24 protein-coding genes are annotated in these 26,727 nt (G+C 72.1%); 7 read left to right on the top strand and 17 right to left on the bottom strand.

Annotated features, from left to right (window positions below):
* The 9 genes from ACQ3I4_RS09400 to ACQ3I4_RS09360 form a co-directional block, all read right to left on the bottom strand.
* Positions 1 to 1,707 carry an NtaA/DmoA family FMN-dependent monooxygenase gene (locus ACQ3I4_RS09400; protein ID WP_430633440.1) on the bottom strand — a complete coding sequence of 569 codons (1,707 nt, stop codon included), beginning with the start codon at positions 1,705 to 1,707 and terminating at the stop codon, positions 1 to 3.
* 71 nt (positions 1,708 to 1,778) lie between these two features.
* A complete protein-coding gene (locus ACQ3I4_RS09395) occupies positions 1,779 to 2,828 on the bottom strand; it encodes an aldo/keto reductase (RefSeq protein WP_430633439.1) in 1,050 nt (349 codons plus the stop codon).
* Positions 2,825 to 4,132 carry an acyl-CoA dehydrogenase family protein gene (locus tag ACQ3I4_RS09390; protein ID WP_430633438.1) on the bottom strand — a complete coding sequence of 436 codons (1,308 nt, stop codon included), beginning with the start codon at positions 4,130 to 4,132 and terminating at the stop codon, positions 2,825 to 2,827. The genes ACQ3I4_RS09395 and ACQ3I4_RS09390 overlap by 4 nt, the downstream gene beginning before the upstream one ends.
* Positions 4,129 to 5,958: a dipeptide ABC transporter ATP-binding protein gene (locus ACQ3I4_RS09385; RefSeq protein ID WP_430633437.1), complete on the bottom strand. Its 1,830-nt coding sequence runs from the start codon at positions 5,956 to 5,958 to the stop codon at positions 4,129 to 4,131. Before ACQ3I4_RS09385 ends, ACQ3I4_RS09390 begins: the two co-directional genes overlap by 4 nt.
* Complete coding sequence (locus tag ACQ3I4_RS09380; protein WP_430633436.1) at positions 5,955 to 6,806, bottom strand: ABC transporter permease; 852 nt, start codon at positions 6,804 to 6,806, stop codon at positions 5,955 to 5,957. The genes ACQ3I4_RS09385 and ACQ3I4_RS09380 overlap by 4 nt, the downstream gene beginning before the upstream one ends.
* The gene (locus ACQ3I4_RS09375; protein WP_430633435.1) at positions 6,803 to 6,931 is read right to left on the bottom strand and encodes a hypothetical protein; all 129 of its coding nucleotides are present in this window, start codon (positions 6,929 to 6,931) and stop codon (positions 6,803 to 6,805) included. Before ACQ3I4_RS09375 ends, ACQ3I4_RS09380 begins: the two co-directional genes overlap by 4 nt.
* Positions 6,932 to 7,192: 261 nt before the next feature.
* Positions 7,193 to 7,558 carry a VOC family protein gene (locus tag ACQ3I4_RS09370; protein WP_329862487.1) on the bottom strand — a complete coding sequence of 122 codons (366 nt, stop codon included), beginning with the start codon at positions 7,556 to 7,558 and terminating at the stop codon, positions 7,193 to 7,195.
* Positions 7,559 to 7,633: 75 nt separating this feature from the next.
* Positions 7,634 to 8,371 (bottom strand): response regulator, encoded by a 738-nt coding sequence (locus ACQ3I4_RS09365; RefSeq protein WP_430633434.1) that lies wholly within the window; start codon positions 8,369 to 8,371, stop codon positions 7,634 to 7,636.
* Complete coding sequence (locus tag ACQ3I4_RS09360; RefSeq protein WP_430633433.1) at positions 8,368 to 9,957, bottom strand: ATP-binding protein; 1,590 nt, start codon at positions 9,955 to 9,957, stop codon at positions 8,368 to 8,370. The genes ACQ3I4_RS09365 and ACQ3I4_RS09360 overlap by 4 nt, the downstream gene beginning before the upstream one ends.
* Positions 9,958 to 10,113: 156 nt before the next feature.
* Here ACQ3I4_RS09360 and ACQ3I4_RS09355 point away from each other — a divergent pair, with 156 nt between their 5' ends.
* Genes ACQ3I4_RS09355 through ACQ3I4_RS09345 form a run of 3 tightly spaced genes read left to right on the top strand, consistent with a single transcriptional unit; the run spans position 10,114 to position 13,251 of the window.
* On the top strand, positions 10,114 to 11,091 hold the full coding sequence (locus tag ACQ3I4_RS09355; protein ID WP_430633432.1) for a Bug family tripartite tricarboxylate transporter substrate binding protein: 978 nt from the start codon (positions 10,114 to 10,116) through the stop codon (positions 11,089 to 11,091).
* Entirely contained in the window at positions 11,088 to 11,702 is a 615-nt protein-coding gene (locus ACQ3I4_RS09350) for a tripartite tricarboxylate transporter TctB family protein (protein ID WP_329862496.1), read from the top strand. Before ACQ3I4_RS09355 ends, ACQ3I4_RS09350 begins: the two co-directional genes overlap by 4 nt.
* Position 11,703: 1 nt before the next feature.
* On the top strand, positions 11,704 to 13,251 hold the full coding sequence (locus ACQ3I4_RS09345) for a tripartite tricarboxylate transporter permease (protein ID WP_430633431.1): 1,548 nt from the start codon (positions 11,704 to 11,706) through the stop codon (positions 13,249 to 13,251).
* Between the two features lie 115 nt (positions 13,252 to 13,366).
* On the opposite strand, the gene ACQ3I4_RS09340 is transcribed toward ACQ3I4_RS09345, so the two are convergent.
* Positions 13,367 to 13,579, bottom strand: coding sequence for a DUF4287 domain-containing protein (locus tag ACQ3I4_RS09340; protein ID WP_430633430.1), 213 nt, complete (start codon positions 13,577 to 13,579; stop codon positions 13,367 to 13,369).
* Positions 13,580 to 13,817: 238 nt separating this feature from the next.
* Here ACQ3I4_RS09340 and ACQ3I4_RS09335 point away from each other — a divergent pair, with 238 nt between their 5' ends.
* Positions 13,818 to 14,363, top strand: coding sequence for a YceI family protein (locus ACQ3I4_RS09335; protein ID WP_430633429.1), 546 nt, complete (start codon positions 13,818 to 13,820; stop codon positions 14,361 to 14,363).
* Positions 14,364 to 14,486: 123 nt separating this feature from the next.
* Here ACQ3I4_RS09335 and ACQ3I4_RS09330 read toward each other — a convergent pair whose 3' ends face one another.
* The 7 genes from ACQ3I4_RS09330 to ACQ3I4_RS09300 form a co-directional block, all read right to left on the bottom strand.
* Positions 14,487 to 16,013 (bottom strand): GMC family oxidoreductase, encoded by a 1,527-nt coding sequence (locus tag ACQ3I4_RS09330; protein ID WP_430633428.1) that lies wholly within the window; start codon positions 16,011 to 16,013, stop codon positions 14,487 to 14,489.
* A 10-nt stretch (positions 16,014 to 16,023) separates the two neighbouring features.
* Positions 16,024 to 17,451 carry an aldehyde dehydrogenase family protein gene (locus ACQ3I4_RS09325; protein ID WP_430633427.1) on the bottom strand — a complete coding sequence of 476 codons (1,428 nt, stop codon included), beginning with the start codon at positions 17,449 to 17,451 and terminating at the stop codon, positions 16,024 to 16,026.
* 161 nt (positions 17,452 to 17,612) lie between these two features.
* On the bottom strand, positions 17,613 to 18,551 hold the full coding sequence (locus ACQ3I4_RS09320) for a helix-turn-helix domain-containing protein (protein ID WP_430633426.1): 939 nt from the start codon (positions 18,549 to 18,551) through the stop codon (positions 17,613 to 17,615).
* A gap of 203 nt (positions 18,552 to 18,754) precedes the next feature.
* Positions 18,755 to 20,191, bottom strand: coding sequence for an LLM class flavin-dependent oxidoreductase (locus tag ACQ3I4_RS09315; protein ID WP_329862510.1), 1,437 nt, complete (start codon positions 20,189 to 20,191; stop codon positions 18,755 to 18,757).
* Positions 20,192 to 20,216: 25 nt separating this feature from the next.
* Positions 20,217 to 21,128 (bottom strand): carbohydrate ABC transporter permease, encoded by a 912-nt coding sequence (locus ACQ3I4_RS09310; protein WP_430633425.1) that lies wholly within the window; start codon positions 21,126 to 21,128, stop codon positions 20,217 to 20,219.
* Positions 21,125 to 22,015: a carbohydrate ABC transporter permease gene (locus ACQ3I4_RS09305; RefSeq protein WP_430633424.1), complete on the bottom strand. Its 891-nt coding sequence runs from the start codon at positions 22,013 to 22,015 to the stop codon at positions 21,125 to 21,127. Before ACQ3I4_RS09305 ends, ACQ3I4_RS09310 begins: the two co-directional genes overlap by 4 nt.
* A complete protein-coding gene (locus ACQ3I4_RS09300) occupies positions 22,008 to 23,339 on the bottom strand; it encodes an ABC transporter substrate-binding protein (RefSeq protein ID WP_430633423.1) in 1,332 nt (443 codons plus the stop codon). The genes ACQ3I4_RS09305 and ACQ3I4_RS09300 overlap by 8 nt, the downstream gene beginning before the upstream one ends.
* Before the next feature lie 291 nt (positions 23,340 to 23,630).
* Here ACQ3I4_RS09300 and ACQ3I4_RS09295 point away from each other — a divergent pair, with 291 nt between their 5' ends.
* The 3 genes from ACQ3I4_RS09295 to ACQ3I4_RS09285 all read left to right on the top strand — a co-directional run bounded on the left by ACQ3I4_RS09295 (position 23,631) and on the right by ACQ3I4_RS09285 (position 26,674).
* On the top strand, positions 23,631 to 24,701 hold the full coding sequence (locus ACQ3I4_RS09295; protein WP_430633422.1) for an aldo/keto reductase: 1,071 nt from the start codon (positions 23,631 to 23,633) through the stop codon (positions 24,699 to 24,701).
* Positions 24,702 to 24,732: 31 nt separating this feature from the next.
* Complete coding sequence (locus ACQ3I4_RS09290) at positions 24,733 to 25,962, top strand: acyl-CoA dehydrogenase family protein (RefSeq protein WP_430633421.1); 1,230 nt, start codon at positions 24,733 to 24,735, stop codon at positions 25,960 to 25,962.
* A gap of 157 nt (positions 25,963 to 26,119) precedes the next feature.
* Positions 26,120 to 26,674, top strand: coding sequence for a DJ-1/PfpI/YhbO family deglycase/protease (locus tag ACQ3I4_RS09285; protein WP_329862522.1), 555 nt, complete (start codon positions 26,120 to 26,122; stop codon positions 26,672 to 26,674).
* Positions 26,675 to 26,727: the final 53 nt, after the last annotated feature.

Here is a 26,727-nt window from a genome sequence, read left to right as displayed (position 1 = left end):
TTATCCATCTCTGTGTGCGGACCCGGTACGACGCCGGTGCGCCGCCCCGGAGCCTTGCGTGCGGTTCGTGGGGGTACCGGCGGCCTCGACGGCGGTCCGGTGGTGCGCCGCGCTCGCATGGCGCGGCGGGAAGTCTTCCCCAAGGGTATCAGTGCACCGCGTGCCGCCCGTCCCGCCGGCCCCGTGGAGTAACTGCCCACTTCTCCCCGGACCGGCCCGGCGTGTCGGCCGGACACGCCGGGTCACGCACGGTCGCGGCGCCGAGAAGTGGGAAGTCCTCCAGGGCTCAGCCAGCGGCCACCGCCGCGCGGGCCGCGTCCAGGTGCGCCCCGCCGCGGTAGCGGGCGCCGTGGTGGGTGTCCGGAAGCCGGCTCCGGCCGGGACCGAAGATCCGCTCCCGCAGCGTGGTCCCCGGGCGTGCTCGCCGGCCAGGCGGCCGCGCCGGCGCAGCTCCGGGACCACGAGCTCCCCGAAGTCCCGGGCCGTTCCGAAGGAGTGGTACTGGCGGAGGTTGATCCCGTCGATCCCGTCCTCGTCGAGCCAACGCTCGATCTCGTCCGCCACGACCCCCGGCGTCCCCGATACGAAGTAGCGCCCCTCGCGGCCGGAGCGCACGTTCTCCAGCAGCTGCCCCGCCGTTGTCCCCGGGGCCAGGGTCCGGGCGAGGGGCACGCCGAGCTTGCCCTCCGCGGCGAGGATGTCCTGCACCGGGGTCTGAGGCGGGTAGGCGGTGGGATCGATCGCGAATCCGCCGTGGGCGAGGATCCCCTCGACGGAGCTGTGCCGGCGGTATTCGGCCAGCTTCCGCGACGCCTCCTCCTCCGTGCGGCCGACGACGACGCCGGCCTGCACGATGCACTTGACGTCGTCCCGCTCCCGCCCGCGGCCCTGCGCGGCGTCGCGGATCGTGGACGCGTTGGCCCGGAAGTCCGCGGCCGTGCGCCCGCCCGTGAAGACGACCTCGGCGTGCTTGCCGGCGAAGTCGATCCCGGCCGGTGAGCCGGTGGCCTGGAACAGCACGGGCGTGCGCTGCGCGGACGGCGCCACGAGGTGCGGTCCGGCGACGGAGAAGTTCTCCCCGACGTGGTGGATGTAGCGGACCTTGTCCGGGTCCGTGTAGACCTTCCGCTCCCGGTCCTCCACCACGGCGTCGTCGTCCCACGAGCCCTCCCACAGCTTGTAGAGGACGTCGAGGTACTCGTCGGCGATCCGGTAGCGGGCGTCGTGTTCGATCTGCTCGGCGAGGCCGAAGTTGCGGGCCGCGTTGGAGAGGTAGGAGGTCACGATGTTCCAGCCGAACCGCCCCCGGGTGAGATGGTCCAGCGTCGCGGCGCGACGGGCGAACGCGAAGGGCGGCTCGTAGCTCGTGGAGAACGTCGCCCCGAAACCGATCGAATCCGTCACGGCCGCCATCGCGGGGACCACGAGGAGCGGGTCGAGGTTGGGGATCTGCAGCCCCTCGCGCAGCGCCGTCTCCGGGCCGCCGCGGAAGTCGTCGTAGGCGCCGACGACGTCGGCCAGGAAGACCGCGTCGAATCCCGCGTCCTCGGCCGTCCGGGCGAGCTCGAGCCAGTAGTCCAGGTCCGCCGTGCGGTGGCGGTTGTTGCCCTCGAGGACCCACAGGCCATGCGTGATGTGGCTGACGCAGGCCATCTCGAACAGGTTGACGATGAGTTTCTTCGGCTCGCGGCCGCTGGTGGTGGTCATGGGGGCTTCCGGATCGTGGGTTCTGGGTGGATGGGCGGCGGGTGCGGCCGCCCGCGTTCAGCCGGCGCCTTTCAGCCGGCGGGCAGGGCCGCGTGCGACGTCCGCTCCCGAGCGTCGACGGCCTCGCGCCCGCGGGAGACGAAGAGCGGATCCCGCGCCCGTTCCCCGTGGACGCGGCCGGCGAGCGCGTCGAGCCGTTCGATCGAGCCGGCCCCCAACGAGATGCCAGCGGCGGCGACGTTCTCGTCGACCCGTGCGCTGCGCCGCGTCCCGGGGATCGGAACGACGGGCACGCCGAGTCGGCGGCCGGCGGCGTAGACCCAGGCGAGCGCGGTCTGGGCTGGCGTCAGCCCCTCCGCCGCCGCGACGGAGGCGACCGCCTCGACGAGGGGCGCGTTGCGGACCGCCGCGAGCGGATCGAAGCGGGGGAAGCGCCGGCGCGCATCGGCGTCGTCCAGCGCCATCCCGGACGCGGCGGCGCCCGCGAGCTGTCCCCGGCCGAGCGGGGAATAGGCGACGAAGCCGATCCCGAGCCGGCGCACCGTCGGCAGCACGCGCTGCTCCACGTCGCGGCTGAAGACCGACCACTCGCTCTGCACGGCGGCCAGCGGATGGATCCTCTGCGCACGCTCGATCTCCCCGGCCGTCGCCTCCGAGAGTCCGATGTGCCTGACCTTGCCCGCGGCGACGAGGCCGGCGAGCGCGGCCACGGTCTCCTCGATCGGCACGAGCGGATCCACGCGGTGGCAGTAGTAGAGGTCGATTTCGTCGATGCCGAGGCGCAGCAGGCTCGCGTTCACGGCGCGGCGGGCGTAGGCCGGATCCGCCTGGATGCGCGGCGTCCCCGGCCCGCCGCCGGGCCGCAAGCCGAACTTGGTGGCGAGCACGACCTCGTCCCGGCGCGTGCGCAGGACCTGGGCGAGGAGCTCCTCGTTGCGGCCGCTGCCATAGACGTCGGCGGTGTCGAGCAGCCGGATGCCCCGGTCCAGCGCGTGGTGGACGGTGCGCAGGGACTCGGACGGCTCGGCGGGGCCGTAGGAGTCGGTCAGCACCATGGCGCCGAGGCCCTGGGCGGGGACGGCCAGCCCGTCGCCGAGCCGGAGGCCGGGCAGGAGCGTCATGGCCTTCCTTCGTCGGTCATGGTGGTGTCCTCCCCCGTGGCCGTTTGCGGCGTGGCGGGGTCGTGGGTCTGGTTGGCCAGGTCCAGGGACGTGCCCCAGAGCTGGATCCGTCCGGTCAGCAGCTGTTCGCCGACCGAGCGGAGGCGGTAGTTCACGGGGTTGTGGCTCGCGACGGTCCGGGCGTTGCGCCAGTGCCGGTCGAGGCGCAGCGTGGTGCTCGTGGCGGAGGCGCCGCCGACCTCGAAGACCTCGGTGGCGGCGTCGAGCACGAGCTGCAGGACGACCTGCTGGGTCTTGAAGACGTCCAGCGCGAGCCGCCCGGACTCCCGCTGCTGCTCCTCGTCCGTCCCGGCGAGCCGCCCTCCGGCCGCCGCGCGGGCGTAGGCGCCGATCGCGGCGGCCTGGCCGGAGACGACGAGCCGGGCGGAGTGGGCCTTGGCCGCCACGCTGCCCACGACCGCCTGGACGAGGTGCTGCTCGCGCGGCACGAGTTCGCCGGCGTGGGCGAACGTCCGGCGCCGCGGCGTGACGAACGCGACCGCGTCCTCGAGCGCGGCCCGGGCGATGCCCGCGGCCACGGCGAGCAGCACGGTCTGGAAGACGGAGACGCCGAACCCGACGTGCGGGTTGGTCGTGTCGAAGGCCGTGACGTCCTCGTCGTCCACGGGGACGGCATCGAGGGTCAGCCCTCCGCTCGCGGTCAGCTGCTGCCCGAAGCCGTCCCAGTCGTCGACGACCTGGACGCCCGGGTGGTCCGCGCGGACCAGGACGTTGTGCCTCACGCCGTCGGCCACGGCGCTGAGTGAGATCCAGTCCGCGTAGATGCTGCCGGTCGTGTAGTACTTGGTCCCGGTCACCGTGCGGCGGCCCGGGCCGCCGTCGAGCCGCGTCCCGATCTCGGTGAGTTCTCCCCGCTCGGACGCCGCGTTGCCGATGAGGGCGCCGGCGGCGATCCGGCGCAGCCAGGCGTCGCGGTACGTCCCGGGGGCGCGCAGGAGCAGGTTCTCCACGTGGGCGATGTGCCCGCGGAAGAGGTGGGCGACGTTGGAGTCCGCGGCCGCGAGGTCGATCAGCAGCTCGGCGAAGTCCTCGAACTCCACGCCGCGCCCGCCGAACTCCTCCGGGACCCGCAGCGCCGTGAACCCGGCCTCCTTGAGCTCCTGCACCACGAGGAACGGCAGCTCGCGCCGCTTCTCCCGCTCCACGGCGCCGTCCCGGATCCGGGCGAAGAGGGGTGCGAACTCCTCCCTGAGCGCGTCGGCGCCCACGGGGGACGTCCTGTGCCGGATGGCCGTGGCTGTCATGGCTGTGCCTTTCTCTGGCCGGCCGCGGCGCCGCGGCCGGGGATGGAATCGATGAGCCGGCGCGTGTACGCCTGCCCGCTGTCCTCGAAGACCCGGCGCACGGCCCCCGTCTCGACGAGCCGTCCCCGTTCCAGGACGGAGACGTCGTCGGCGATCTGGCGGACCAGGCTCAGGTCGTGGGTGATGAACAGGTAGCTCAGCTCCTGTTGCTCGCGCAGCTCGAAGAGCAGTTCGACGACGCGCGCCTGGACCGTGACGTCCAGGGCGGACGTCGGCTCGTCGAGGACCAGGATGTCCGGCGCGAGCACGAGCGCGCGGGCGATCGCGACGCGCTGGCGCTGCCCGCCGGAGAGCTCGCGGGGGCGCTTGTCCAACACCTCCGCAGGCAGGGCCACGCGGTCCAGGACCTCCCGCACGCGGCCGGCGCGGAGGGCGTCGGAGGCCGCGTGCGGCCCGGTACGGTGCAGCCGCAGCGGCTCCTCGATGCTGCGCCGGACGCTGAACTTCGGGTCGAGCGCGGCGAGCGGGTTCTGGTGGACGAGCTGCAGCTGCCGCGCGTAGGGATTGGCGTGCTGCGGCCGGCTCTCCAGGACGCGTCCGTCGACGACGACCCGGCCGGCGCCGAACCCTTCGAGGCCCGCGACGACGCGCGCGATCGTGGTCTTGCCGGAGCCGGACTCCCCCACGAGGGCGTGCGTCGAGCCCCGGCGGAGCGTGAAGGAGACCCCGTCCACGGCCGGCGGCCGCCCCTCGGCCCCGCCGTAGTGCTTGACGAGTCCCTCGACGACGACGGCGGCGTCCGCCCCGGTTCCCGTTGCGGAACCGTCCGGCGCGGCACCCGCGCGGGCCCCGGCGTCGTCCTGTCCCGCCCCGGCACGCCGGGCCAGGACCTCGATCCGTTCCGCGTACTTGTCCGGCGAGGTCGCCGGCGCGTCCGCGAAGAGCTGGCGCGTGTAGGGGTCTTCCGGCGCGGCGAGGACCCGGCGGGTCGCGCCGTGGTCGACGAGCCGGCCGTGGTTCAGGACGGCGAGCGCGTCGCTCCTCTCCGCCGCGAGCGCGAGGTCGTGCGTGATGAACAGGACGGCGAGCCCGAGCTTCCGCTGTAGTTCGCCGAGCAGGTCCAGGATCCTCTTCTGCACCGTGACGTCGAGCGCGGAAGTGGGCTCGTCGGCGATCAACAGCTCGGGCCGGCCGGCGATCGCGATCGCGATCAGGACGCGCTGCAGCTGCCCGCCGGAGAGCTCGTGCGGGTAGGCGCCGAGGCGCCGGGCGGCATCGTGGATGCCCACGTGCTCCAGCAGCTCCACGGCCCGGGCCGCGACCGTCGCCCGCGTGGCGTCGGTGTGCAGGCGCAGGGCCTGCCCGAGCTGGCGGCCCACGGTCTGCAGCGGGTCGAGGGAGCCGAGGGGGTCCTGCGGCACGTAGCCGACGCCGGTGCCGCGCAGCGAGCGCCACTGGCTCCGCGTCCACGCGGTCGCGTCCCGCCCGGCGACGTGGATCGTGCCCGCCGTGACATGCCCCGACAGGGGCAGCAGCCCGCCCGCGGCCTGGGCGATCGTGGACTTGCCGGAGCCGGACTGGCCCACGAGCGCCAGGGTCCGGCCGCGCTCGAGGAGCAGGTCGACCCCGTGCACGACCTCGCGGGCGTTCCCGCCGTGCCCGTAGGCGATCTTCAGGCCCTCGAGGCGCAGGGCCGGGGCGTCGGGGCCCGCGCCGTCTCCGCCGCGGGTTCCCCGGGACGACGGCGCGGCGGGGCCGGGGACGCCGGGGCGGCCTGGGCCTTCGGTAGCGGAGGTGTCGAGGTCGGTGCTGCTGCTGATGGTCATCGGAGGGCCTCCTGCTGGGAACGGACCAGGGCGGCGACCCGGCTCATGGACAGGACCGTCAGGACGATCACGAACCCGGGCAGCAGGGTCAGCCACGGTGACGAGACGATGTACTCGCGGCCCTCGGCGACGAGCAGGCCCCACTCCGGATGGGGTGGCGGGGCGCCGTAGCCGAGGAAGCTCAACGCCGCGATCCAGAGGATCGAGGAGCCGAACTGCAGCGCCGTCATGGACAGCACGGCCGTGTAGGAGTTGGGCAGCACGTGCCGGAACAGGACCGTGCCGGGGCCGGCGCCGATGTGGTGGGCCGCCTCGATGAACGGCAGGTTCCGCACCGTGAGGACCTCCGAGCGCATGAGCCGGGTGAACGTGGCCACCGAGGCGATGCCGACGGCGATCGCCGCGTTGATCGTGCCGAAGCCGAGGGCCACGACGACGACCATGGACAGCAGCAGCCCGGGGATGGAGAGCAGGACGTCGACGATCCGGCTCACGACCGCGTCGACCCACCGGCCGAAGTAGGCGGCGACGAGGCCCAGGAGCGATCCCACGCCGAGGCCGATCGAGACGGCCACGAGCGAGGCGCCGATCGTGCGGCCCGTGCCGTGGACGACGCGGGAGAGCGCATCGCGGCCCAGGTAGTCCGTGCCGAACGGGTGGGCCGGGCTCGGCGGCAGCAGCGTGTTGCCGGGCGAGACCTCGAGCGGATCGTAGGCGGCGATCCACGAGGGCGCCGCGATGGCCAGCAGCAGTACCGCCAGGAAGGCGAGGGCCACCCAGTCGCCGAGCGCGATCCGGGTCCCGGACCGGCGTCCGGACGTCGTCACGGGCAGGGTCTGCGCGCTCATGCCGTCACCTCGAGGGGCTGGTCCGTGGACGCGGGGCGCTCGGCGGCGGGACCGCCGCCCCGGGCCGTGATCCGCCGGTCGATCACGGGGTAGAGCAGGTCGGTGAGCAGGTTACGACGCCTCATGGAGCTGCGTGACGCGGCGGGCCCGGAGACCGCTCCATCCGGGGACATGCGGGGTCATCCGGCGTCACGGGCCGGAACCGGGCTTAACCCCCGCCCGGCCGATGCCGGGCCCCGCGGCCCTCCAGGCATCGCCCCGCGGGACGGCCCCGCCCGGGCTGCCGGAGGACTTCCCGTTTCTTCCGGGCCGGGCCCGGCGTGTCGGCCCGACACGCCGAGCCCCGCACGGCCGCGGGACCGAGAAATGGGGAGCTTGTCAGGCGGTCAGCCCCAGCAGAGGCAGAAGGGGTGGCCGGCCGGGTCGGCGTAGACCTGGAAGCCCTCGGGGGCCGCGGGGTCCTCGGCCTGCCTGAGCAGCCGCGCGCCGAGCGCCAGGGCCTCCTCGTGGGCGGGCGCGAGCTCCTCGACGTACAGGTCCAGATGCAGCTGCTGCGGCGAGCCGTCGGGCCAGTCCGGCGGCTCCAGCCCCGGGGCCAGCTGGAAGCCGAGCCGGGAACGGCCGTCGACGAGCACGGTGTGCCAGTCCTCGTCGCCGGCCTCCACGGTGCCGCCGAGCATCGCGGCCCAGAAGGCGCTGGAGGCGGCCAGGTCGGGGGTGTCGAACACGGTGATGTGGTGAAGGATCCTCATGCCCGCATCCTCCTCCGCGGCGCCGCCGCTGTGAAGGGTCCGGCCGCGGCGCCGAGAAGTGGGCAGCTTGAGGGGTCAGCCGCGCCCGGTCCAGCGGTAGCGGTGCTCGGGCCGGCCGGCCGAGCCGTAGCGGGGGCGCAGCTCGGCCAGGCCGCGCTCGGCCATGAGGTCCAGGTAGCGGCGCGCGCTGACGCGGGAGATCCCGCACCGCTCGGCGACCTCCTGGGCGGAGAGGTCCGCCCCTGCGCCGCGGAGCGCGCCCGAGACGAGGTCGAGCGTCGGGCGGGCGTAGCCCTTCGGCAGCGGCGACGGCGCGCCCGCCACGGGAACCGTCGACGCGGGGACCGCCCCGGACTGCGGCCCCGCAGGCGTCCCCCTCCCGGCCCCGAGCATGCGGTCGATCTGCGCCTGGGCCAGCGCCCCGGCGTCGTCCCGCCCCGCCGCCTCGCGCACGGCGCGGAACGACTCGAGCCGGCGCTTGAAGTCGCCCATCGTGAACGGCTTGACGAGGTAGTCGTCGATCCCGCGACCGATCGCGGCGCCGACCGTGTCCCGGTCGCTCGCGGCCGTGATCATGATGACGCCCGGCGCGTGCCCGGCGGCCCTGAGCCCGGCCAGCACCTCGAGCCCGCCGAGGTCCGGCAAGTGCACGTCGAGCAGGACGAGGTCCACGGCCCGGGACTCGAGGAACGGCAGCACCTCGGCGCCGCGGTCCACCGTCCCGGCCACCTCGAAGCCGTCGATCGCCTCGACGAAGAGCCGGTGCATGAGCACGACGTCCGGGTCGTCGTCGACGATGAGCGTGCGGATCACGCCGCCCCTCCCCACGCCGCGCCGATCCTGGCTCCGCCGAGCGTCGAGGACGCGACCTCGACCGTGCCGCCGCGGCGCGCAATGATGCGGTCCACGAGCGCGAGCCCGACCCCGCGGGGCGCCCCGGTCCCCGCCTCGGCCCCCTTGCTCGAGTAGCCGCGCTGGAAGATCCGCGCCTCGTGGCCCGGCGCGATGCCCGGACCGGAGTCCTCGACCGCGACGCGCACACCCGCGGTGCCGGCCTCGATGAGCGCGCGGACGGTGCCGCCGTCGCCCGCCGCCTCGATCGCGTTGCTGAGGAGGTTCGCGGCGACGGTGAGGACGTCGTCGTCCGCCGACCATCCCTCGGCGGTGTACGACGCCGGATCCACCTCGAGCGCGACGCCCGCCTCGCGTGCCACCGCGGCCTGGGCGCCGAGGAGCCCGGACAGCGCGGGATCGGCGAGTCCGTGCGCGGCCGAGGGGTCGAGCGCCCCGGAGATGCGGCGCACGTAGTCCTCCGCCGCCCCCGGCGCGCCGGCCGAGAGGTACCCGGCGATGACATGGAGGCGGTTCGCGAACTCGTGGGTCTGCGAGCGCAGGGCGTCGGCGAGGCCTCGTTGGCCCTCGAGCTCGCGCAGCGTCGCCTCGAGCTCGGTGCGGTCCCGCAGGGTGAGCGTGCGGCCGCGGGAGACGCCGGCGGACACGGCCTCCCGCCGCGTGGCGAGCAGCACGCGCTCGCCGGAGAGCACGTACTGGGCGCTCTCCGCGGCGGACCCCTCGCTGTCCAGGAGCCCGAGGACGTGCGGGTCCAGGACGTCCGCGGCGGGGCGGCCGGCGTCCTCCTGGCGGATCCCGAGCAGGCGGGCGGCCTCGGCGTTGACGAGGCTGAGCCGGCCGGTCGAGTCGACGCCGAGCACGCCCTCGGTCACGCTGAACAGGACGGCCTGCTGGGACTGGACGAGCGAGGCGACGTCCTCCGGCTCCACCCCGTAGATCCGCCGGCGCACGGTGCGCGAGGCCCACGTCGCGGCGACGGTGCCGATCGCCGCGGCGCCGAGGATCCAGGGTGCGACGTCGGCGACGACGCCGAGCAGCTCGGCGCGGATCTTGGACTGCAGGATGCCGACGGAGACGGTGCCCACGACGCGGCCGTCGCGCAGCACGGGCTCCTTGGCGCGCAGCGTCACCCCGAGCGTGCCCATCTCGGTGCCGCGGAAGGACTCCCCGGCGAGGATCGGGCCGTGGTCCGTGGAGACGGGTTCGCCGACCTCCTCCGGGTCCGGGTGGGCGACGCGCAGGCCCTGCGGATCCACGACGACGACGAAGTCGACGCCGGACGCGGCCTGGGCGAGCGACGCGACGGGCCCGATGGCGTCCTCGGCGTCGGGCTGGTCGACGTGCTGCCGCACGACGTCCTGGGCGGCGAGCTGCAGGGCGACCGTCTCCACGGTGTCGAGGGCCGTCTCCTGGGTGCGGCGGTCCTCGAAGAGCACGACGGCGGTCGCGGCGACGGTGACGATCCCGAGGACGATCAGCAACTGCAGGGCGAGCAGGCGGGTCCGGAGCCCGGTCCGTCGGCGGTCCCGGCGCGCGGTGGTGCCCATGCGTGCCGCCTCCTGGATCCGTTGACTTTATTTTCCTTATGCCCCTTACGAACCAAAGCCCATTCTAGCTGTGCCTGAGATCACATTCCTGCCATCGTGGGGGCCTGGGACGGCCGCTGGAGCCCGCCCCCTACACCGAGAACACTACGGATGACAATGAAGCAGAGCACACTCAAGAAGGCCCTCTACGGCGGCGTCGTGGCCGTCGTGACGGCGCTTGCCGTGGTCAATGCCGCCTCCAGCGGGGGCGAGGCGACCGCCCGGTCGAAGCTGACACTCATGGCACCGGCCGCCCCGGGCGGCGGCTGGGACGGCTTCGCCCGCGAAGGACAGCAGGCGCTCAAGTCGGAGGGCATCGTCAACAACGCCCAGGTCGTCAACGTCCCTGGAGCCGGCGGGACGATCGGACTCAGCCAGTTCGTCCAGATGCCGGGGCGCCACGACATGCTCATGGCCACCGGTGCCGCCATGGTCGGCGCGGTCTCCCTGTCCAAGTCGGACGCGGACTTCACGTCCGTGGAGATGATCGCCCGCGTCGCCGACGACTACTCGGTCCTCGTGGTCCCGGCGAACTCGCCCTACGAGACGCTGGGGCAGTTCGTCGAGGACTGGAAGGCCGATCCGGGGGGCACGTCGATCGCCGGCGGTTCCCTCGGCTCGATCGACCACCTCATCACGGGCCTCGTGGCGGAGGAGATCGGGATCGACCCGGCGAAGGCCAACTACATCGCCTACTCGGGCGACGCCATCGCGGCGATCCTCTCCGGGACCACCGACGCCGGCATCACCGGCTACAACGAGGTCTCCGACCTGATCGAGGCCGGCCAGTTGCGCGCCCTCGCCGTCTCCTCAGAGGAGCGCCTGCCCGGGGCCGACGTCCCGACCTTCATCGAGCAGGGCGTCGACGCCTACATGGCCAACTGGCGCGGCTACGCGGCCGCCCCCGGGGTCACCCAGGAGCAGAAGCAGGAGTTCGTGGACATCGTCACCGAGCTCCGCGACACCGAACACTGGCAGTCCGCGCTCGAGCGCAACCGCTGGGTGGACAACTTCATGACGGGCGAGGAGTTCGAGGCGTTCATCGCCGAGGAGCTCGCCCGCACCCGCGACATCGTGGAAGGACTGGGGCTGTGAGCGCCACCGAAACCAATACCGTACGCATCACGGGCTTCTGGTCCGGGCGCAGCGAGCTGATCGTCCCGGCCCTTGTGCTGGTCCTGGCCGGCTTCCTCACCTACGGGACCGCGACCATGGAGGTCCTCGGCAACAGCGTCCCCGGACCGCAGTTCTTCCCGACCATCGTCTGCGTCCTGCTCTACGTCGTGGCGTTCGCCCACGCGTTCCAGGTCCTGCGCACGCGCCGCTTCCCCGACGCGGACGACGACGGACGCGGCGCCGAGGTCTCCTCCGAGATGCTCTCCGACCTCGGCGACACCGCCGACGGGCGCATCACCACCCGGAGCGGTACCCGGCCCCGCGCCACGGGCCGGCCCCAGGCCTTCTCCGACTGGAAGACGCTCGGCATGGTGGTCGGCGCCGTCGCGCTGTTCAACCTGATGCTCCCCGTGGCCGGATGGATCCTCGCCGCGACCGTCCTCTTCTGGGTGGTCTGCCGCGCGCTGGGCTCCAAGCGCCCGCTCTTCGACCTCAGCGTCTCGCTGCTGTTCGCCTCCGCGGTGCAGCTCGCGTTCAACGCCGGGCTGGGTCTGAACCTGCCCGCCGGCTTCCTGGAAGGACTGCTCTGACATGGAACAGCTGACACTGTTGATGGAGGGCTTCTCCAACGCCCTCACGCCGATGAACCTCCTGTGGGTCGTCATCGGCGCCGTCCTCGGCACCGCCGTGGGCGTCCTCCCGGGGCTCGGCTCCGCGATGGCCGTGGCGCTGCTGCTGCCCATCACGTTCTCCCTCGACCCGACCGCCGCGTTCATCATGTTCGCCGGCGTCTACTACGGCGGCCTGTTCGGCGATTCGACGTCCGGGATCCTCTTGAACACCCCGGGCAACTCCTCCGCGATCGCCTCGACGTTCGAGGGGCACCGCATGGCCCTCGACGGGCGGGCGGCCAAGGCGCTCGCCACCGCCGCCGTCGGCGCGTTCACGGGCGGCCTGCTGGCCACGACCGTCGTCGTCTTCTTCGCCCCGACCCTCGTGAGGATGGCGACCGCGTTCGGCCCGGCCGAGTACTTCGCCCTCGCCGTCTTCGCGTTCCTCGCGATCTCCTCCGTGGTCTCCGAGTCCGTCGTCAAGGGCCTCGTGGCCCTCGGGATCGGCCTCGTGCTGGCCATGGTCGGCGTCGACGGGCCGTCGGGCACGATCCGCTACACCCTGGGCATGCCGCAGCTCTTCGACGGCCTGTCGATCGTCGTGATCACGGTGGGCCTGCTGGCCCTCGGCGAGGTCTTCCACATCGCCTCCCGCATCCACCGCGATCCCGAGGCCACGCGCGTGAAGACCAAGGGGCGGCCGCGGCTGAACCTGGCCGACATCAAGAAGGCCCTTCCCGCCTGGCTGCGCGGTACCGCGTTCGGCGTCCCGTTCGGCGTCATCCCCGCCGGCGGCGCCGAGGTCCCGACGTTCCTCGCCTACGGCGCGGAGAAGCGCCTGGCCAAGCGCCGCGGGGACACCGAGTTCGGCACCACGGGCTCCATCAAGGGCGTTGCCGCCCCGGAGGCCGCGGCCAACGCGACCGCCGGCACCGCGATGGGCGCCCTCCTGGCCCTCGGCCTGCCGACCTCGGCGACCGCCGCGATCATGCTCGCCGCGTTCCAGCAGTACGGCATGCAGCCGGGTCCGCTGCTCTTCGAGCGCTCCGGGGCGCTCGTGTGGACGCTGCTCGCCTCGCTCTTCGTGGGCCTCGTGATCCTGGTGGTCCTGAACATGCAGTTCGCGGTCCTGTGGGCCAAGCTGCTGCTGATCCCCCGCCACTACCTCTACGCGGGCATCGCAGTGCTCTCGGTCCTGGGCGTCTATGCGATCAGCTCCTCGGTCGTGGACCTGTGGATCCTGCTGGCGATCGGCCTGCTGGGCTTCATGATGCGCCGCTACAAGTTCCCGCTGGCGCCCGTGCTGATCGCCGTGATCCTCGGCCCCTTGGCGGAGACGGAGCTGCGCCGCGCGCTCACGGTCTCGGAGGGCGACCTGTCCATCCTCGTCGACAGCCCCGTGACGATCACCCTCTACGCGGTCCTCGCGATCGCGCTGGCCATCAGCGCCGTGCAGCACTTGCGGCACCGCGCCCGGTCCCGCTCCTCGGCCGTCAAGCTCGACGACGACGAGCTGGTCGGCGCCTGACGTCGATCCGACCCGGCGACCATGGACGCTTTCACCGGCGCATGACGGTTTATCGTCATCGCCCAGTGAAAGCGTCCATGGTCGCTCTCCGCACGGCCGGACGCGTCTGACAGGTCTAGCCGCCGAGGCGTTCGGACCGGTAGACGGCCACGATCGCGTTGGCGTGGCCGTGCCCCAGGCCGTGCTCGGCCTTGAGCCAGTTGACCTGCTCGAGGTGCTTGCGGTCCTTGACCGCCTCCAGCAGGTCCATCCAGTGCTCCACGGGCTGGCCGTACTTGGCTTCGATGGACGGGAAGTAGGACCGGGGGCCGTTCACGGTTTCGCTCACGCGCACAGTCAAGCACCGTCGCGGAGGGGCGGCAAGCACGCCGGAGCGGATCGCGGGAGCCCGTCCCGGGGGCGCGTCCGTCTGTGGGGCATTAAAGGGCCTCCGCTCGCGCGTGGGAGACCCGGAAGAAAGTTCACCGCGAATTGGTTGACACTTCAATCGAGGCATGCAAAACTATATGCATACGCATGGAAATAACCATCCCGGCCCACGGGCCGTCCCCCGACAAGGAGATCACATGACCATCGACTTCACCCCCGGCACCTGGACCCTCGACACCGCGCACACCGTGGTCGGCTTCAGCGTCCGCCACGCCGGCATCAGCAAGGTCCGCGGCCAGTTCACCGAGGCCGACGCCACCCTGACGGTCGGCGGGTCCCTCGACGCCTCCGCCGTGAAGGCCGTCGTCAAGACCGCCTCCTTCGATTCCAACGACGACAACCGCGACGCGCACGTCAAGGGCGAGGACTTCTTCAACGTCGAGCAGTTCCCGGAGATGACCTTCGTCTCCCGCTCCGTCGCCGGCACGCCCGAGGAGTTCCAGCTCACGGGCGAGCTGACCATCAAGGAGACCACCCTCCCGGTGACCTTCGACGTCGAGTTCGGCGGCGTCGCCGTCGATCCGTTCGGCGCCACCCGCGCCGGCTTCTCCGCCACCGCGCAGATCTCCCGCAAGGCCTTCGGCATCACGTGGAACGCGGCCCTCGAGGCCGGCGGCGTCCTGGTCGGCGACAAGGTGACCATCAGCATCGACTCCGCCTTCGTGAAGCCCGCCGCCAACTAGCTCCCCGGCTCCTACCCCGGCCCCGGGCCCCGCGACAACAGGCCCCCGGAACATCAACGCTCTCCACGCAATCGTCGTTCTCACCTGTGAAAACGACAGATGCGTGGAGAGCGTTGTGTTGTCCTAGGCGTCGACGAGGAGGGCCGCCAGGCGCTCGCCGATCATGACCGACGGCGCGTTGGTGTTCCCCGTCGGCACGAGCGGCATGACGGACGCGTCCGCCACCCGCACGCCCTCGAGCCCGCGGACCTTGAGCGTGCGTGGATCCACGACCGCCCCGGAGTCCAGGCCCATCCGGCAGGTACCGACCTGGTGGTGGTAGGTGACCACGGAGTCCCGCACGTACCGCTCCAGATCGTCGTCGGAGACCTCCGGCCCCGGGTGGACCTCCCGCGCGCCCCACGCGGCGAGCGCCTCGGTCCGCCCGATCTCGCGGCAGTGCCGCACCGAGGCCACGAGCGCGTCGACGTCGGCCTGCTCGGCCAGCGCCGCGAGGTCGATCGCGATGGGGTCCTCCAGCTCCGGACCGGTCAGCGTGATCTCGCCGCGGCTCTGCGGGCGCACGAGGCCCCCGAGCATGGAGAACCCGCCGTCCGCGCCGGACATCTCCCCTCCCGCGTAGCCCTGCGAATACATCGGCACCGAGAAGAAGATCGGCTGCGTGTCCGGGACGTCGAGGTCCGGGCTGCTCTTGGCGAAGAGGTGCACCTCGGCCGGGGCGACGGTCGGCGCGGGGACGGGCCGGTCCGTGGTGAAGATGACGGGCGAGAGCAAGTGGTCCTGCAGGTTCTTGCCCACCCCCGGAAGCTCGTGGACGGGGACGACGCCGGCCGCCTCCAGTTCCGCCGCGGGACCGATCCCAGAGCGCAACAGCACCTCCGGGGAATTGATGGCCCCCGCCGCGAGGATGGTCTCCCCCGCCCGCAGCACGCGCGTCCCGCCGTCGATCCGCACTTCGACCCCGGACACCGTGCCGTCCTCCACGACGAGCCGGTGCACGCGGGCGCCCGTCAGGAGGGTGAGACGCTCGTGGTCGGCGACGGGCCGCAGGTAGGCGTGCCACGTGTTGAAGCGGTTTCCGTCCCGCAGGTTCAGCTGCATGCGGGAGACGCCCTCCGGGTCCCCGGAGTTGTAGTCCTCGTTGAGCCGGTGCCCGGCCTCGACCGCGCCGTCCAGCATCGCCTCCTGGATGGGGTTGCGCTCGTAGCGCGTGGTGACGTCCAGCGGACCGTCCGTACCGCGCCCCGGCGCGGCATCGCCGTCGTACGCCTCGATCTTCTCGAAGTACGGCAGCACGTCCTCCCAGCCCCAGCCGGGGCAGCCCAGATAGGACCAGGCGTCGTAGTCCTGGCGCGCCCCGCGGACCCAGATCGTCGCGTTGAGGGCATGGGAGCCGCCCATGACCTTGCCACGCGGCACGTGGATCCGGCGGCCGGACGCCCCGGGCTGCTCGGTCGTGTAGTAGTCCCAGTCCTGCTCGCTGTGCCACAAGGCGCCGAGGGTGCAGAGGTTGACGATGTCAGGGTTGGTGTCCTGCTCCCCGGCCTCGAGGACGGCGACGGACTTGCCGGCGTCGAGCAGGCGGCGGGCGATCACGTTCCCGGCCGATCCGGCGCCGACGACGATGTAGTCGAATTCCTGGTGTTCCACGGCGCGTTCCCTAGCCCGCGATGACCTGCGGGGTGCCGAGGCCCTTGAGGCCCGCGACGCCGAACTCGAGCCCGTAGCCGGACTGCTTGGCCCCGCCGAAGGGGACGCGCGGATCGACCGCGCCGTGCTTGTTGATCCACACGGTGCCGGCCTCGAGCCGCGCGGCGACCTCGCGCGCCCGCGCCGCGTCGGAGGACCAGACGGAGGCGCCGAGGCCGACGTCGAGCCCGTTGGCCATCTCCACGGCCTGGTCCAGGTCCGTGTAGCGGATGATCGGCAGCGCCGGGCCGAACTGCTCCTCCGCGACGAGCGGGTTGTCGTTGTCGATGTCCGCGACGAGCGTGGTCGGATAGAAGTGGCCCGGCGCGTCCGGATCCGGATCGCCTCCCGTGAGCACCCGCGCCCCGGAGGCCTTCGCGGCCCCGACGAGCCGGGCGACGACGTCGAACTGCGCCCGGTTCTGCAGCGGGCCCAGCACGTTGTTCTCGTCGAGCCCGTGGCCCATGGGCATCTGTGCGGCGACCGCGGTCAGGGCCTCGCAGACCTGCTCGTAGAGGGAGTCCGGGACGTAGAGGCGCTTGAGCGCGGCGCACGTCTGGCCCGTGTTGATGAACGCCCCCCAGAACAGGCCCTCGGCGATCGCCTGCGGGTCCGCGTCCTCGAGGACGATCCCGGCGTCGTTCCCGCCCAGCTCCAGGGTCAGGCGCTTCACGGTGTCCGCGGAAGAACGGATGATCGCCTTGCCCGTGGCGGTGGAACCCGTGAACATGATCTTGTCGATGCCCGCATGGCCGGACAGCGCCTCCCCGACGTCCCGCCCGCCGGAGACCACGTGCAGCAGTCCCTCCGGCAGGACGGTGTTCAGCACGTCGCCGAGCGCCAGGACGGACAGGGGCGTGTACTCGCTGGGCTTGAGCACCACGGTGTTGCCCATGCGCAGCGACGGGGCGATCTGCCAGATCGAGATCATCATGGGCCAGTTCCAGGGGCCGATCGCGCCGACCACGCCGAGCGGGCGGTAGTGCACCTCCGCGTGCGTCTCGCCGTCGTCGACAACGACCTCCGGCTCCAGCTCGAACGACGCCGTGGCGCGCAGCCAGGCGGAGCACGCGCCGACCTCGAAGCGGGCGTTGGGTCCGTTGAGCGGCTTGCCCTGCTCGCGGGAGAGCAGTTCGGCGAGCGCCTCGGCGTTCGCCTCGATCGCGTCGGCGGCCCGGTTCAGGTACCCGCTGCGCTCGGCGTGGGACAAGGCGGCCCAGGCGGGCTGCGCGGCGCGGGCGGCGGCGACGGCGGCGTCCAGGTCGGCGGCGGTGTGGACCGGCGCGCGGCCCACCTCCTCGCCCGTGGCCGGATCGGTGATGGGGCGCGTCTCGCCAGGGGAGGCGATGCGGGACAACAGCTCCCGGTAGCCCGTCGAGGTGGTGGATTCGGTGGTCATGGCGTGCTCCTTCGCAGCAGGGATGGCTCTGCCTCCACTGTGCCTCAGCTCACAGCGGGGCGCCTTGTCGCTCGCGGCGGAGTCCTTGTCCGGGAGCGCGGATCCTCCCCGCGGGATGCGCGGGCTGCGCGGGAGGGTGGAGTACGACGCCGGGGCCCCGCCTAGGCGGAGCGCATCCGTTCCCGGTACCGGCCGGGGGAATCGCCATGGGCGGCGCGGAAGGCCTTGCTGAAGTGGGCGGCGTCGTGCAGTCCCCAGCGGGCGCCGATCGCGCCGACGGGGACCTCGGCGTGCAGCGGATCGGCGAGGTCGCGGCGGCAGTGTTCGAGCCGACGCTCGCGGATCCATCCGGCCACGGTGAGCCCGGCCTCGGCGAAGAGCTGGTGCAGCGTGCGCGTGGAGACGAAGTGGGCGGCGGCGATCCCGGGCGGGTCCAGCCGGGGATCGGCCAGGTTGGCCTCGATGTGGTGCTGGATGCGGCGCAGGAGGCGGGCGTGGCCGTCGGCGGCCTGGTCCGGGCGCGAGTAGACCTCGTCGGCGAGGAGGGTCGAGAGCAGGTCGACGACGTTCATGGCCAGGCGGTAGCCGATCGGTCCGTCGAGGGTGGGCAGGAGCTGCCCGATCTGGGCGACGAACGGCGTGACGGCCTCGGCGAGGCGCTGCCCCCGGCCCATGCGGACCGCGGTGAGCTCCGCGACGTCCTGCGGCGAGAGGGCCAGCAGGTGCTGCGGGAACATGAGCACGAGTGTCGCGAAGTCGTCGTCGAACGTGAGCGTGTAGGGGCGCTGCGTGTCGTAGATGGCGAGGTCCCCGGGCCGCAGCACGGTCTCGCGGCCGTCCTGCAGGAGCAGCCCGTTGCCGCCGAGCTGGACGTTGAGCTTGTAGTGGCCCTGGCCTCCGGCCCCGATGAGCTCCGGCGTGCGGACCACGGTGTGCGTGCCGGCCTCGACGCGCATCATCCCGATCTCGTTGAGCTGCCGGCCGCCGACCTGCCCGCGGAACGGGCCCGGCAGCGTCGGCTCGGCGGCGAGCGGAACGAAGGAGGCGGAGATGAGCTTACGCCAGGATGCGAACGAATCCGCCTGCTCGACCCGGTACATGGCCGCCCCTTCCGCGCCCGCCGCGTCGCGGACCGCCTGGGCCCCACTGTACCCCCGGGGTTCCACATCACGATCCACTCCCGCGTCGTTTTCAGCTCTGAGAACAGCGCAGGAGTGGAGAGTGATGCCGTCGGGCGGAGCGGCAGGCGGGGCTGGACGGAAGGCGGGGCGCGGGACCGGGGCGCGGGCCCCGGCGTCGTCCCCTACCGGCCCGAGATGACCGCCTCCGGGCGGTCGCTCGCCGCGCTGTCCGCAGCGCTGGGACGCCCGGCGTACGCGCCGCGGTAGGCTGCCGCCGGGTGCGTGGCGTCGACGCGGGAGTTGCCCGCTCCCGCGAGGTACTCGCGCAAGGTCGAGCCCTCGTAGTCCTCCCAGACGCGCCCGCGCTTGCGCAGTTCCGGGACCACGAGGTCCGTGAACTGCTCGAAGGAACCCGGCGTGATGGCGTAGGCCAGGTTGATGCCGTCGAGGCCGGCGACGTCGACCCAGCGCTCGATCTCGTCCGCGACCGTCTCCGGCGAGCCCACCAGCACCGGGCCGATCCCGCCGACGCCGAGGTAGTCCGCGATCCCGTTCGGGGTCCAGGAGCGCCCCGGATCGGCGGTGGTGAAGATGGACAGCGCCGAGCGGGCGGCGTTGGTGTCGAGGTACTTCAGCTCCTCCTCGCCCGCGTAGCGGGAGAGATCCAGACCCGACCAGCCGCCGTAGAACGTCAGCGCGCCCTCGCGGGAGGAATAGGAGAGGTACTCGCGGTGCAGCTTCTCCGCGGCGGCGTCCGAATCGGCGACCACCGTGGTGATGAGCGCGTAGAACTTCCCGGCGTCGCGGGCCCGCCCGGCCTCCTCGAACGCGTCCCGGGTGGCGTCGGTGGCCTTGCGGGTGATCTCCGGTTTGATGGAGTTCAGGAAGATCCCCTCCGCGTGCCGCGCCCCGAAGCGGCGGCCGCGCGGCGAGGCGCCGGCCTGGAAGATCGCGGGCGTGCGCTGCGGCGACGGCTCGGAGAGGTGGATGCCCGGGACGGTGAAGTACTCCCCCGCGTGGTTGATGGGATGGACCTTGGAGGGCTCGGTGTAGACGCCCCGCTCGCGGTCCTTGACCACGGCCCCTTCCTCCCACGAGCCCTCCCACAGCTTGTAGACGACCTCCATGAACTCGTCCGCGAGGTCGTAGCGGGCGTCGTGGTCCAGCTGCCGCTCCAGACCCAGGTTCCGGGCCGCCGACTCGAGGTAGCTCGTAACCACGTTCCAACCGATCCGGCCGCGGGTGAAGTGGTCCAGGGTGGAGAACTTCCGGGCCAGGGCGTAGGGCTGCTCGTACGTCAGCGCGCTCGTGACGGCGAAGCCGAGGCGCTTCGTGGCCGCCGCCATGGCGGAGATCTGCATGAACGGGTCGCCCAGCGGAACCTGGTCCGCGTCCAGCAGGGCGGGGGCGGAGGAGTTGCGGTAGACGTCGTAGAGGCCCAGCACGTCGGCGAGGAACAGGGCGTCGAAGCCACCGCGCTCGAGGGTCCGGGCCAGGTCCGTCCAGTACTCGAGGGTGTTGTACGTGTCCGCGCGGTTCTCCGGGTGCCGCCACAACCCCGGGCTCTGGTGGGTCGGGGTGGTCATGTCGAAGGCGTTCAGGGCGATGCGTTGTGCCATGGGAGGGGTCCTTTCGGGCGCGGGGCTACTTGCCGACGCCGCTGGTCAGTCCGTCGACCATCCAGCGCTGCAGGAAGGTCGCCACGGCGAACACCGGGACGATCACCATGACGCTGGCGGCGGCGATCTTGCCGAAGTGCGGGGTCCTGTCCCCGTAGAAGAGCGACAGGGCGACGGGGGCGGTCTGCGACTCGGGGCTCTGGGTGATGAAGGTCGCCAGGAGGAACTCGTTGTAGTTCAGGATCGCGGTGATGGTTCCGACGGCGACGAGTGCCGGGACCATCAGGGGGACGACGACGAGTCCCAGGGTCCGCCAGGGACCGGCGCCGTCCAGCGCGGCGGCTTCGAAGACGTCGGGCGGCAGCTTCCGGACGAATCCTTCGAGGAGCCAGACGGCGATCGGCACGTTGAGCAACGCGTAGACGAGCGTCAGTCCCAGCAGGGTGTCGTTGAGCCCGAGGATCCGCAGGAGGGTGAAGAGGGGAACGACGGCGACGATCGGGGGCAGGAGCCACGGGCTGGTCACGAGCCCGGCGAGCCCGCGCCCGCCGGAGCGGTAGCGCACCGTCGCCCATGCGCCGGGCAGGCCGAAGGCGAGCGAGAGCGCGGCGCCGCCGAGGGCTGCGACCACCGAGTTGACGATCGAGCGCGGAAGGTCCGTTCCCACGACGACGTCGGCCCAGTTGGAGAAGCGGGGACTGGTCGTGAACAGGATCCCCGACACCGTCTCGTCGCGGCCCATGAGGGACACGGAGAGCAGGTACGCCAGGGGCACCAGGGTCGCGGCGAGGGCAAGGACGACGACGGTCACGGCCCACGCGGGCCGGCCGCGCCGGCGGCGCGGGGCCCCAGGGGCGTCCGGGCAGGTTCCCGGGCCGCCGGCGCCGCCGGCGACGGTTGCCGGGGGCGCTCCCCGGTCCAGTTCGAGGGTCTTCATGCCGCGGCTTCCTCCTTGCGTCGCAGGCGGGCGGCCAGCCCCGCGGCCGGCAGCGTCACGAGGGTCACGACGACGGCCAGCAGCAGCGTGATGGCAGAGGCCCGGCCGATGTCGAACTCCTTGAGCGCGACCTGGTGGATGAGGTAGGACGTCGTGGTGGTGGATTGCCCCGGTCCACCGGCGGTCATGATGTAGACGAGGTCGAACACCTTCAGGGCCAGCACGAGCCGGATGAAGGCCGCCGCCGCGATCGTCCCCGCGATGGCCGGCAGCGTGACGGCCGCGAAGAGCTTCCAGCCGTGCGCTCCGTCCATGCGGGCCGCCTCGGTGATGGACGGGTCCTGCCCGAGGAGGGCGGCGAAGACCAGGATGAAGACGAGCGGCGTCCACTCCCAGATGTCGGCGACCATGACGGCGCCGAGCGCGAGGCCGGGATCCGACAGCGGCGCCGGCGCGGGGATCCCGACGAATCCGAGCACGGTCGCCAGGAGGCCGCCCGCCGGGTTGAAGATGAGCTTGAACAGCGTGCCTACGACGACGGGCGGGACGATGAGCGGCAGCAGGAGCAGGGTGCGGACCACGGCGCCGCTGCGGACGGCTTGGTGGACCGCCGTGGCGACCACGACCCCGAGGACCACGCTCGCCGCCGTGGTGCCGACCGCGTAGCCGACCGTCCGGGACAGGCTGGCGACGACGTCGGCGTTGCCCAGGACCGTGGCCAGGTTGTCGGCGCCGGTGAACTCCTTGAAGGGCTTGCCGAGCGACGAGTCGGTGAACGCCGCCGCCAGGATGAACAGCAGTGGGAAGGCCCCGAGCACCAACAGCGTCAGGACCGTCGGCGAGACGAAGAGCCTCCCCGCCCGCCGTTCGGCGAGGGAGCTAGCCAAGGATGCGCTCCCACTCGGACTGGATCCGGTCCATCGTCTCCTGGGCACTTCCCCCCTGCCCGGCGAGGAGCTTGGCGAGCTCGTCGGTCAGGATCTGCGCGGCCTGGTTGGCATTGCGGCCGGTCGGCCAGGCCAGGGTTCCGGCCAACGTGGCGCGGTTGGCCTCCTGCAGCGCCGGGTAGGCCGAGCCGTAGCTGGCGCTCTCGAGCGAGGACTGGCGGTTGGGGTCGATCCCCGTCGCGGGCTCGGCCGTCAGCAGCGCCTCGTTGACTTCGGAGGACGCCGCCCACTTGATGAACTCCTTGGCCAGTTCCTCCTTCTCGGTGTTCTCGGCGACGACCCAGGTGAAGCCCGCGACGAGCGATGCCCGGGCCTCGGTCTGCGCGCCCCCGACCGGGAGCGTGGCGACGCCCCACTTGCCGGCGACCTTCGAGTCGTCGTTGATCTCGGATCCGACGCCGAGGTCCGTCCAGTTCTCGATGAAGCCGACCTTGGCATCGAACCAGGCGCCGTTGCCGACGCCGAAGTCGGTCTCCGCGGCCGTCGGGAAGGCGTACTTGACCGACTCGACGAGGTTCTCCGCGGCGGCGACCGCCTCGGGCGTGTTGATGGTGGGCTTCCCCTCGGCGTCCACGAACTCGCCGCCGAAGCCGGCGAGGCGGTTGGCGTAGGACGCGCCGAGGATCAGCGGGGACTTCTGGCCGAAGACCGCGGCACCGTAGACGCCGTCGGAGGATTCGTTTTCGGTGATCGTCTTGGACTGCTCCACGTACTCGTCCCACGTGGCCGGCGGCGCGTCGAAGCCGTTCCGCTCCAGGATCTCCTTGTTGTAGAAGAGGACGTGGGTGTCGCCGTCGAACGGGACGCCGTAGCGCTTCCCGTCGACGAGCGTGTACGGATCGTAGATGGCGGGAATGAAGTCGGCCGTGTCCTGGTCCGATTCCTCGATCCAGTCCGTCAGGTCCTTGATCGAATCGTCGGCGGCAAGGTCGCCGATCGAGACGTACCAAGGGGCCGCGACGTCGAACTTGTTCGCTCCGGACTGCTGATCCAGGGCCAGGGTCGATCCGATCTCGTCGTAGGGAACGATCGTCGGCTTGATGATGGCGCCGGTCTTCTTCTGGAACTCGTCGGCGAGCCACTTCGAGGCGCCCTCGTGGGAGGTGATGAGCAGGACGCTGAGCTCCTGCCCCTCGAAGGACTCCGGGGTGGATTCCGAAGCCTGGGACGATCCGCAGGCGGACAGCACGAGGGCGGCGGAGGCCAAGACGGCCCCGGCGAGAACGGAGCGGCGGGGCGTCTGGCCAGAGCGGCTGCTGGACATGGCGGGTCCTTCCAGGGAATGAACGGGGTGGGCCCATCGATGGGCTGATGGAGCGACTCTAGAACCGGTGGCCGCACCGGTCAGAGCCAGGTTTCAGGCCGCGGCATGGGCCGACTTGCTGCGTCTCACTTCGTCACGCAGGGCCCGTCGCAGGGGTCACAATCGCCCATCGGCGTGTCATGCAGGCGCAACAATCGCGCCACATGACGCTCCGCGACGCCGCGCCTGCGGGCGCCTCCCGCGCCGTGCTCCCGTTAGATGAAACCGAGCCGCCCCACTGGGAGGATGCCCATGCCGAGCACCGACGACGTCCATTTCGCCTCCGTCCCCGAGACGCACCGCCCGTACGTGGCCGCCGAGGACCGCTACAACCGCTTCGGCTACCGCCGCGTGGGCGACTCGGGGCTGCTGCTGCCCCCGATCAGCCTGGGCCTGTGGTGGAACTTCGGCGACAACCGCCCCTTCGACACCCAGCGGGAGGTCCTCCGCCACGCGTTCGACCGCGGCATCACGCACTTCGACCTCGCCAACAACTACGGCCCGCCCTACGGTTCCGCCGAGGAGAACTTCGGGCGCATGATGCGCACCGACTTCAAGCCCTACCGCAACGAGCTCGTCGTCTCCTCCAAGGCCGGATGGGACATGTGGCCGGGACCGTACGGGAACCTGGGATCCCGGAAGTACATCCTGGCCTCGGCCGAGGAGTCCCTGTCCCGGCTCGGCCTCGACTACGTGGACATCTTCTATTCGCACCGCGTGGACGAGGACACGCCCCTCGAGGAGACCGTCGGCGCGCTGGACACGCTGGTCCGCCAGGGCAAGGCGCTCTACGTGGGCATCTCCTCCTACTCCGCCGAGCGCACCTCGCGCGCCGTGGACATCGCCCAGTCCCTGGGCACGCCGCTCGTGATCCACCAGCCCGCCTACTCGCTCCTGAACCGCTGGGTCGAGGACGGGCTCCTGGAAACGCTGCGGACGCGTGGCCTCGGCTCGATCGCCTTCACCCCGCTGGCCCAGGGCCTGCTGACGGACAAGTACCTCACGGATCCGGAGGCGGTGCCGGGAGGCGGACGCAGCTCGCTCGACGGCCACGTGACTCCGGAGAACCTGGAGCGTCTGCGCGCCCTGAACGAGGTCGCGGCCGCTCGCGGCCAGACGCTCGCGCAGCTCGCCATCGCGTGGCTGCTCCGCGAGGGCGGCGCGACGTCGGTGCTTCTGGGAGCCTCGTCGACGCGGCAGCTCGACGAGAACCTCGGCGCACTCGAAAACCGCACGTTCACCGTCGAGGAGCTGGAGCGCATCGACGCGATCACGAGCGCCGACGCCGGCATCGACATCTGGAAGGTCTCCGCCTCCCTGTAGGGGTGCGGAGCATGCACAAGGAGCCACCACCATGACCCAGACCCTCAACGAGACCACCTCCCGTTCCCCGTGGACCGGCCGGGCCGATGCCGCGGAGATCGAGCGCTGGAGCGCGGCGGCCCGCGCCGCCGCCGCGGAACTCGCCGTCGACGCCCTCGAGCGCGACCGGGCCAACCAGGATCCGTTCGCGGAGATCGAGGTGCTGCGCCGCCACGATCTGGTCAACGTCGTCATCCCGGCCGCCCTCGGCGGCGGGGGCGGCCACTGGGAGTCCGCCTTCACCGTGGTGCGCATCCTCGCGGGCGTCGACGGCTCGATCGCCCAGCTGCTGGCCTACCACTACATCAACCTGGCTTCGGTCGTCTTCTACTCCACCGGCGCCACGCAGGAGTCCTGGCTGCGCCGTTCGGCCGAGCACCAGTGGGTGTGGGGGGACTCGGTCAACCCCGTGGACCCGGACCTGTCCCTCACCACGGACGGCGACGGCTTCCGGCTCACGGGCCTCAAGCGCTTCTCCACGGGCGGCTCGGTGGGCGACGTCGTGATCGTCAACGCGGTGGTCGCCGACGGCGAGCGCGCCGGCACGACGCTCGCGTTCGTCCTGGACCGCGGCCGCGAGGGCCTGGTTCCGCTCGGCGATTGGGACCACCTGGGCCAGCGGCTCTCCGCAAGCGGTTCGCTGCGGTACGACGACGTCCGGGTCGCCCCCGCGGACGTCCTCGGCGAGGTCGGCGACGAGCCCTTCTCCACGCTGGTCACGCCGGGCATCCAGCTCGCGTTCGGCAACTTCTACCTGGGCCTGGCCGAGGGCGCCCTCGCGCGCGGCCGGGAGATCCTGCTCGCCCGGAAGAACGCGTGGGTCCTTTCCAACGCCCCCACGTACGCGCAGGACCCCGTGTTCCAGCGCGTCGTCGGGGAGTTCAAGGCGCGTCTGGCCGCCGTCGCCGCCCTCGCCGAAGCGGTCAACAAGGAGTACGACGACGCCATCGCCCGCGGCGAGGAGCTCACCTCCCGGGAGCGGGCCCGGATCGCGATCCGGATCGCCGAGCTCAAGGTCGTGTCCACGGAGGCCGCCGTGGACGTCGCCAACCGGATCTACGAGGTCACCGGATCCAGCTCCACGAGCAACCAAGTGGGCCTGGACCTGTTCTGGCGCAACGTGCGCACCCATTCGCTGCACGATCCGGTGGACTACAAGAAGATCGAGGTCGGCGCGAACTACCTGCTGGGCGAGGTCCAGCCGATCACGCTCTACACCTGAGCCGAGGAAAGCGAACGGGGCGCGGCCGTGCTGGCCGGGCCCCGTCGTCGTCCTCCCTTCGTTTCCCCGCACGGACGCGCCCGGACGGTTGCGGGCCGCGGCCAGCGGTGGCAAGGTGGGCCCTGTTGCACCCATCCCCAGGACAAGGAGCACGCACATGGCGGATCTGGCCGGTCGGAATATCCTCGCGGTGGTCGCGAACCGCGGCGTGGAGCAGGATGAACTAAAGGTCCCGCTGGAGCGCCTTCGGGCGGCCGGCGCGGACGTCGTCGTCGCGGCGCCCGAGGCGGGCGAGGTCGAGAGCCTCGTCGGCGATTGGGACCGCGGAGAGCGCTTCGCGGTGGACGCCGTGCTCGAGGAGGTGGACCCGGGCGGATTCGATCTGCTCCTGCTGCCCGGCGGCACGCTGAATGCCGACGCCGTGCGGATCGATGCGGACGCCCAGCGCATCGCCCGGGCGTTCGCCGCATCCGGAAGGCCCGTGGCCTCGATCTGCCACGGCCCGTGGCTCCTGGTGGAGACCGGGCTGGTGCGGGGCAAGACGCTCACCTCCTACACGTCCATCCGCGCGGACATCGTCAATGCGGGCGGGCTCTGGGAGGACGACGAGGCCTCGCGTTGCACCGCCGAGGGCTGGACGCTCATCACCTCCCGCAATCCCGGCGACCTGGACCCGTTCGTCGAGGCGATCCGCGACGAATTGAGCGGTTGAGCCCGGCAAAGCGACGTCGCCAGGCGGCACGGACCACGCACAACACCCCAGCG

Origin of the sequence: Zafaria sp. Z1313 (assembly GCF_050563205.1) — a bacterium.
Classification (GTDB): Bacteria; Actinomycetota; Actinomycetes; order Actinomycetales; family Micrococcaceae; genus JAZDCJ01.
The sequence above is the reverse complement of the archived record's forward strand: the minus strand, read 5'-3'. Positions and strand labels throughout refer to the sequence as shown.

Excerpts from the sequence above, each read along its gene's own strand:
- ACQ3I4_RS09370 (WP_329862487.1), bottom strand. The coding sequence starts at position 7,558 with ATGAGGATCCTTCACCACATCACCGTGTTCGACACCCCCGACCTGGCC.
- ACQ3I4_RS09400 (WP_430633440.1), bottom strand. The coding sequence starts at position 1,707 with ATGACCACCACCAGCGGCCGCGAGCCGAAGAAACTCATCGTCAACCTG.
- ACQ3I4_RS09295 (WP_430633422.1), top strand. The coding sequence starts at position 23,631 with ATGCCGAGCACCGACGACGTCCATTTCGCCTCCGTCCCCGAGACGCAC.
- ACQ3I4_RS09310 (WP_430633425.1), bottom strand. The coding sequence starts at position 21,128 with ATGAAGACCCTCGAACTGGACCGGGGAGCGCCCCCGGCAACCGTCGCC.
- ACQ3I4_RS09380 (WP_430633436.1), bottom strand. The coding sequence starts at position 6,806 with ATGAGCGCGCAGACCCTGCCCGTGACGACGTCCGGACGCCGGTCCGGG.
- ACQ3I4_RS09385 (WP_430633437.1), bottom strand. The coding sequence starts at position 5,958 with ATGACCATCAGCAGCAGCACCGACCTCGACACCTCCGCTACCGAAGGC.
- ACQ3I4_RS09290 (WP_430633421.1), top strand. The coding sequence starts at position 24,733 with ATGACCCAGACCCTCAACGAGACCACCTCCCGTTCCCCGTGGACCGGC.
- ACQ3I4_RS09345 (WP_430633431.1), top strand. The coding sequence starts at position 11,704 with ATGGAACAGCTGACACTGTTGATGGAGGGCTTCTCCAACGCCCTCACG.
- ACQ3I4_RS09300 (WP_430633423.1), bottom strand. The coding sequence starts at position 23,339 with ATGTCCAGCAGCCGCTCTGGCCAGACGCCCCGCCGCTCCGTTCTCGCC.
- ACQ3I4_RS09395 (WP_430633439.1), bottom strand. The coding sequence starts at position 2,828 with ATGACGCTCCTGCCCGGCCTCCGGCTCGGCGACGGGCTGGCCGTCCCC.
- ACQ3I4_RS09325 (WP_430633427.1), bottom strand. The coding sequence starts at position 17,451 with ATGACCACCGAATCCACCACCTCGACGGGCTACCGGGAGCTGTTGTCC.
- ACQ3I4_RS09335 (WP_430633429.1), top strand. The coding sequence starts at position 13,818 with ATGACCATCGACTTCACCCCCGGCACCTGGACCCTCGACACCGCGCAC.
- ACQ3I4_RS09355 (WP_430633432.1), top strand. The coding sequence starts at position 10,114 with ATGAAGCAGAGCACACTCAAGAAGGCCCTCTACGGCGGCGTCGTGGCC.
- ACQ3I4_RS09285 (WP_329862522.1), top strand. The coding sequence starts at position 26,120 with ATGGCGGATCTGGCCGGTCGGAATATCCTCGCGGTGGTCGCGAACCGC.
- ACQ3I4_RS09360 (WP_430633433.1), bottom strand. The coding sequence starts at position 9,957 with ATGGGCACCACCGCGCGCCGGGACCGCCGACGGACCGGGCTCCGGACC.
- ACQ3I4_RS09320 (WP_430633426.1), bottom strand. The coding sequence starts at position 18,551 with ATGTACCGGGTCGAGCAGGCGGATTCGTTCGCATCCTGGCGTAAGCTC.
- ACQ3I4_RS09375 (WP_430633435.1), bottom strand. The coding sequence starts at position 6,931 with ATGAGGCGTCGTAACCTGCTCACCGACCTGCTCTACCCCGTGATCGAC.
- ACQ3I4_RS09390 (WP_430633438.1), bottom strand. The coding sequence starts at position 4,132 with ATGACAGCCACGGCCATCCGGCACAGGACGTCCCCCGTGGGCGCCGAC.
- ACQ3I4_RS09315 (WP_329862510.1), bottom strand. The coding sequence starts at position 20,191 with ATGGCACAACGCATCGCCCTGAACGCCTTCGACATGACCACCCCGACC.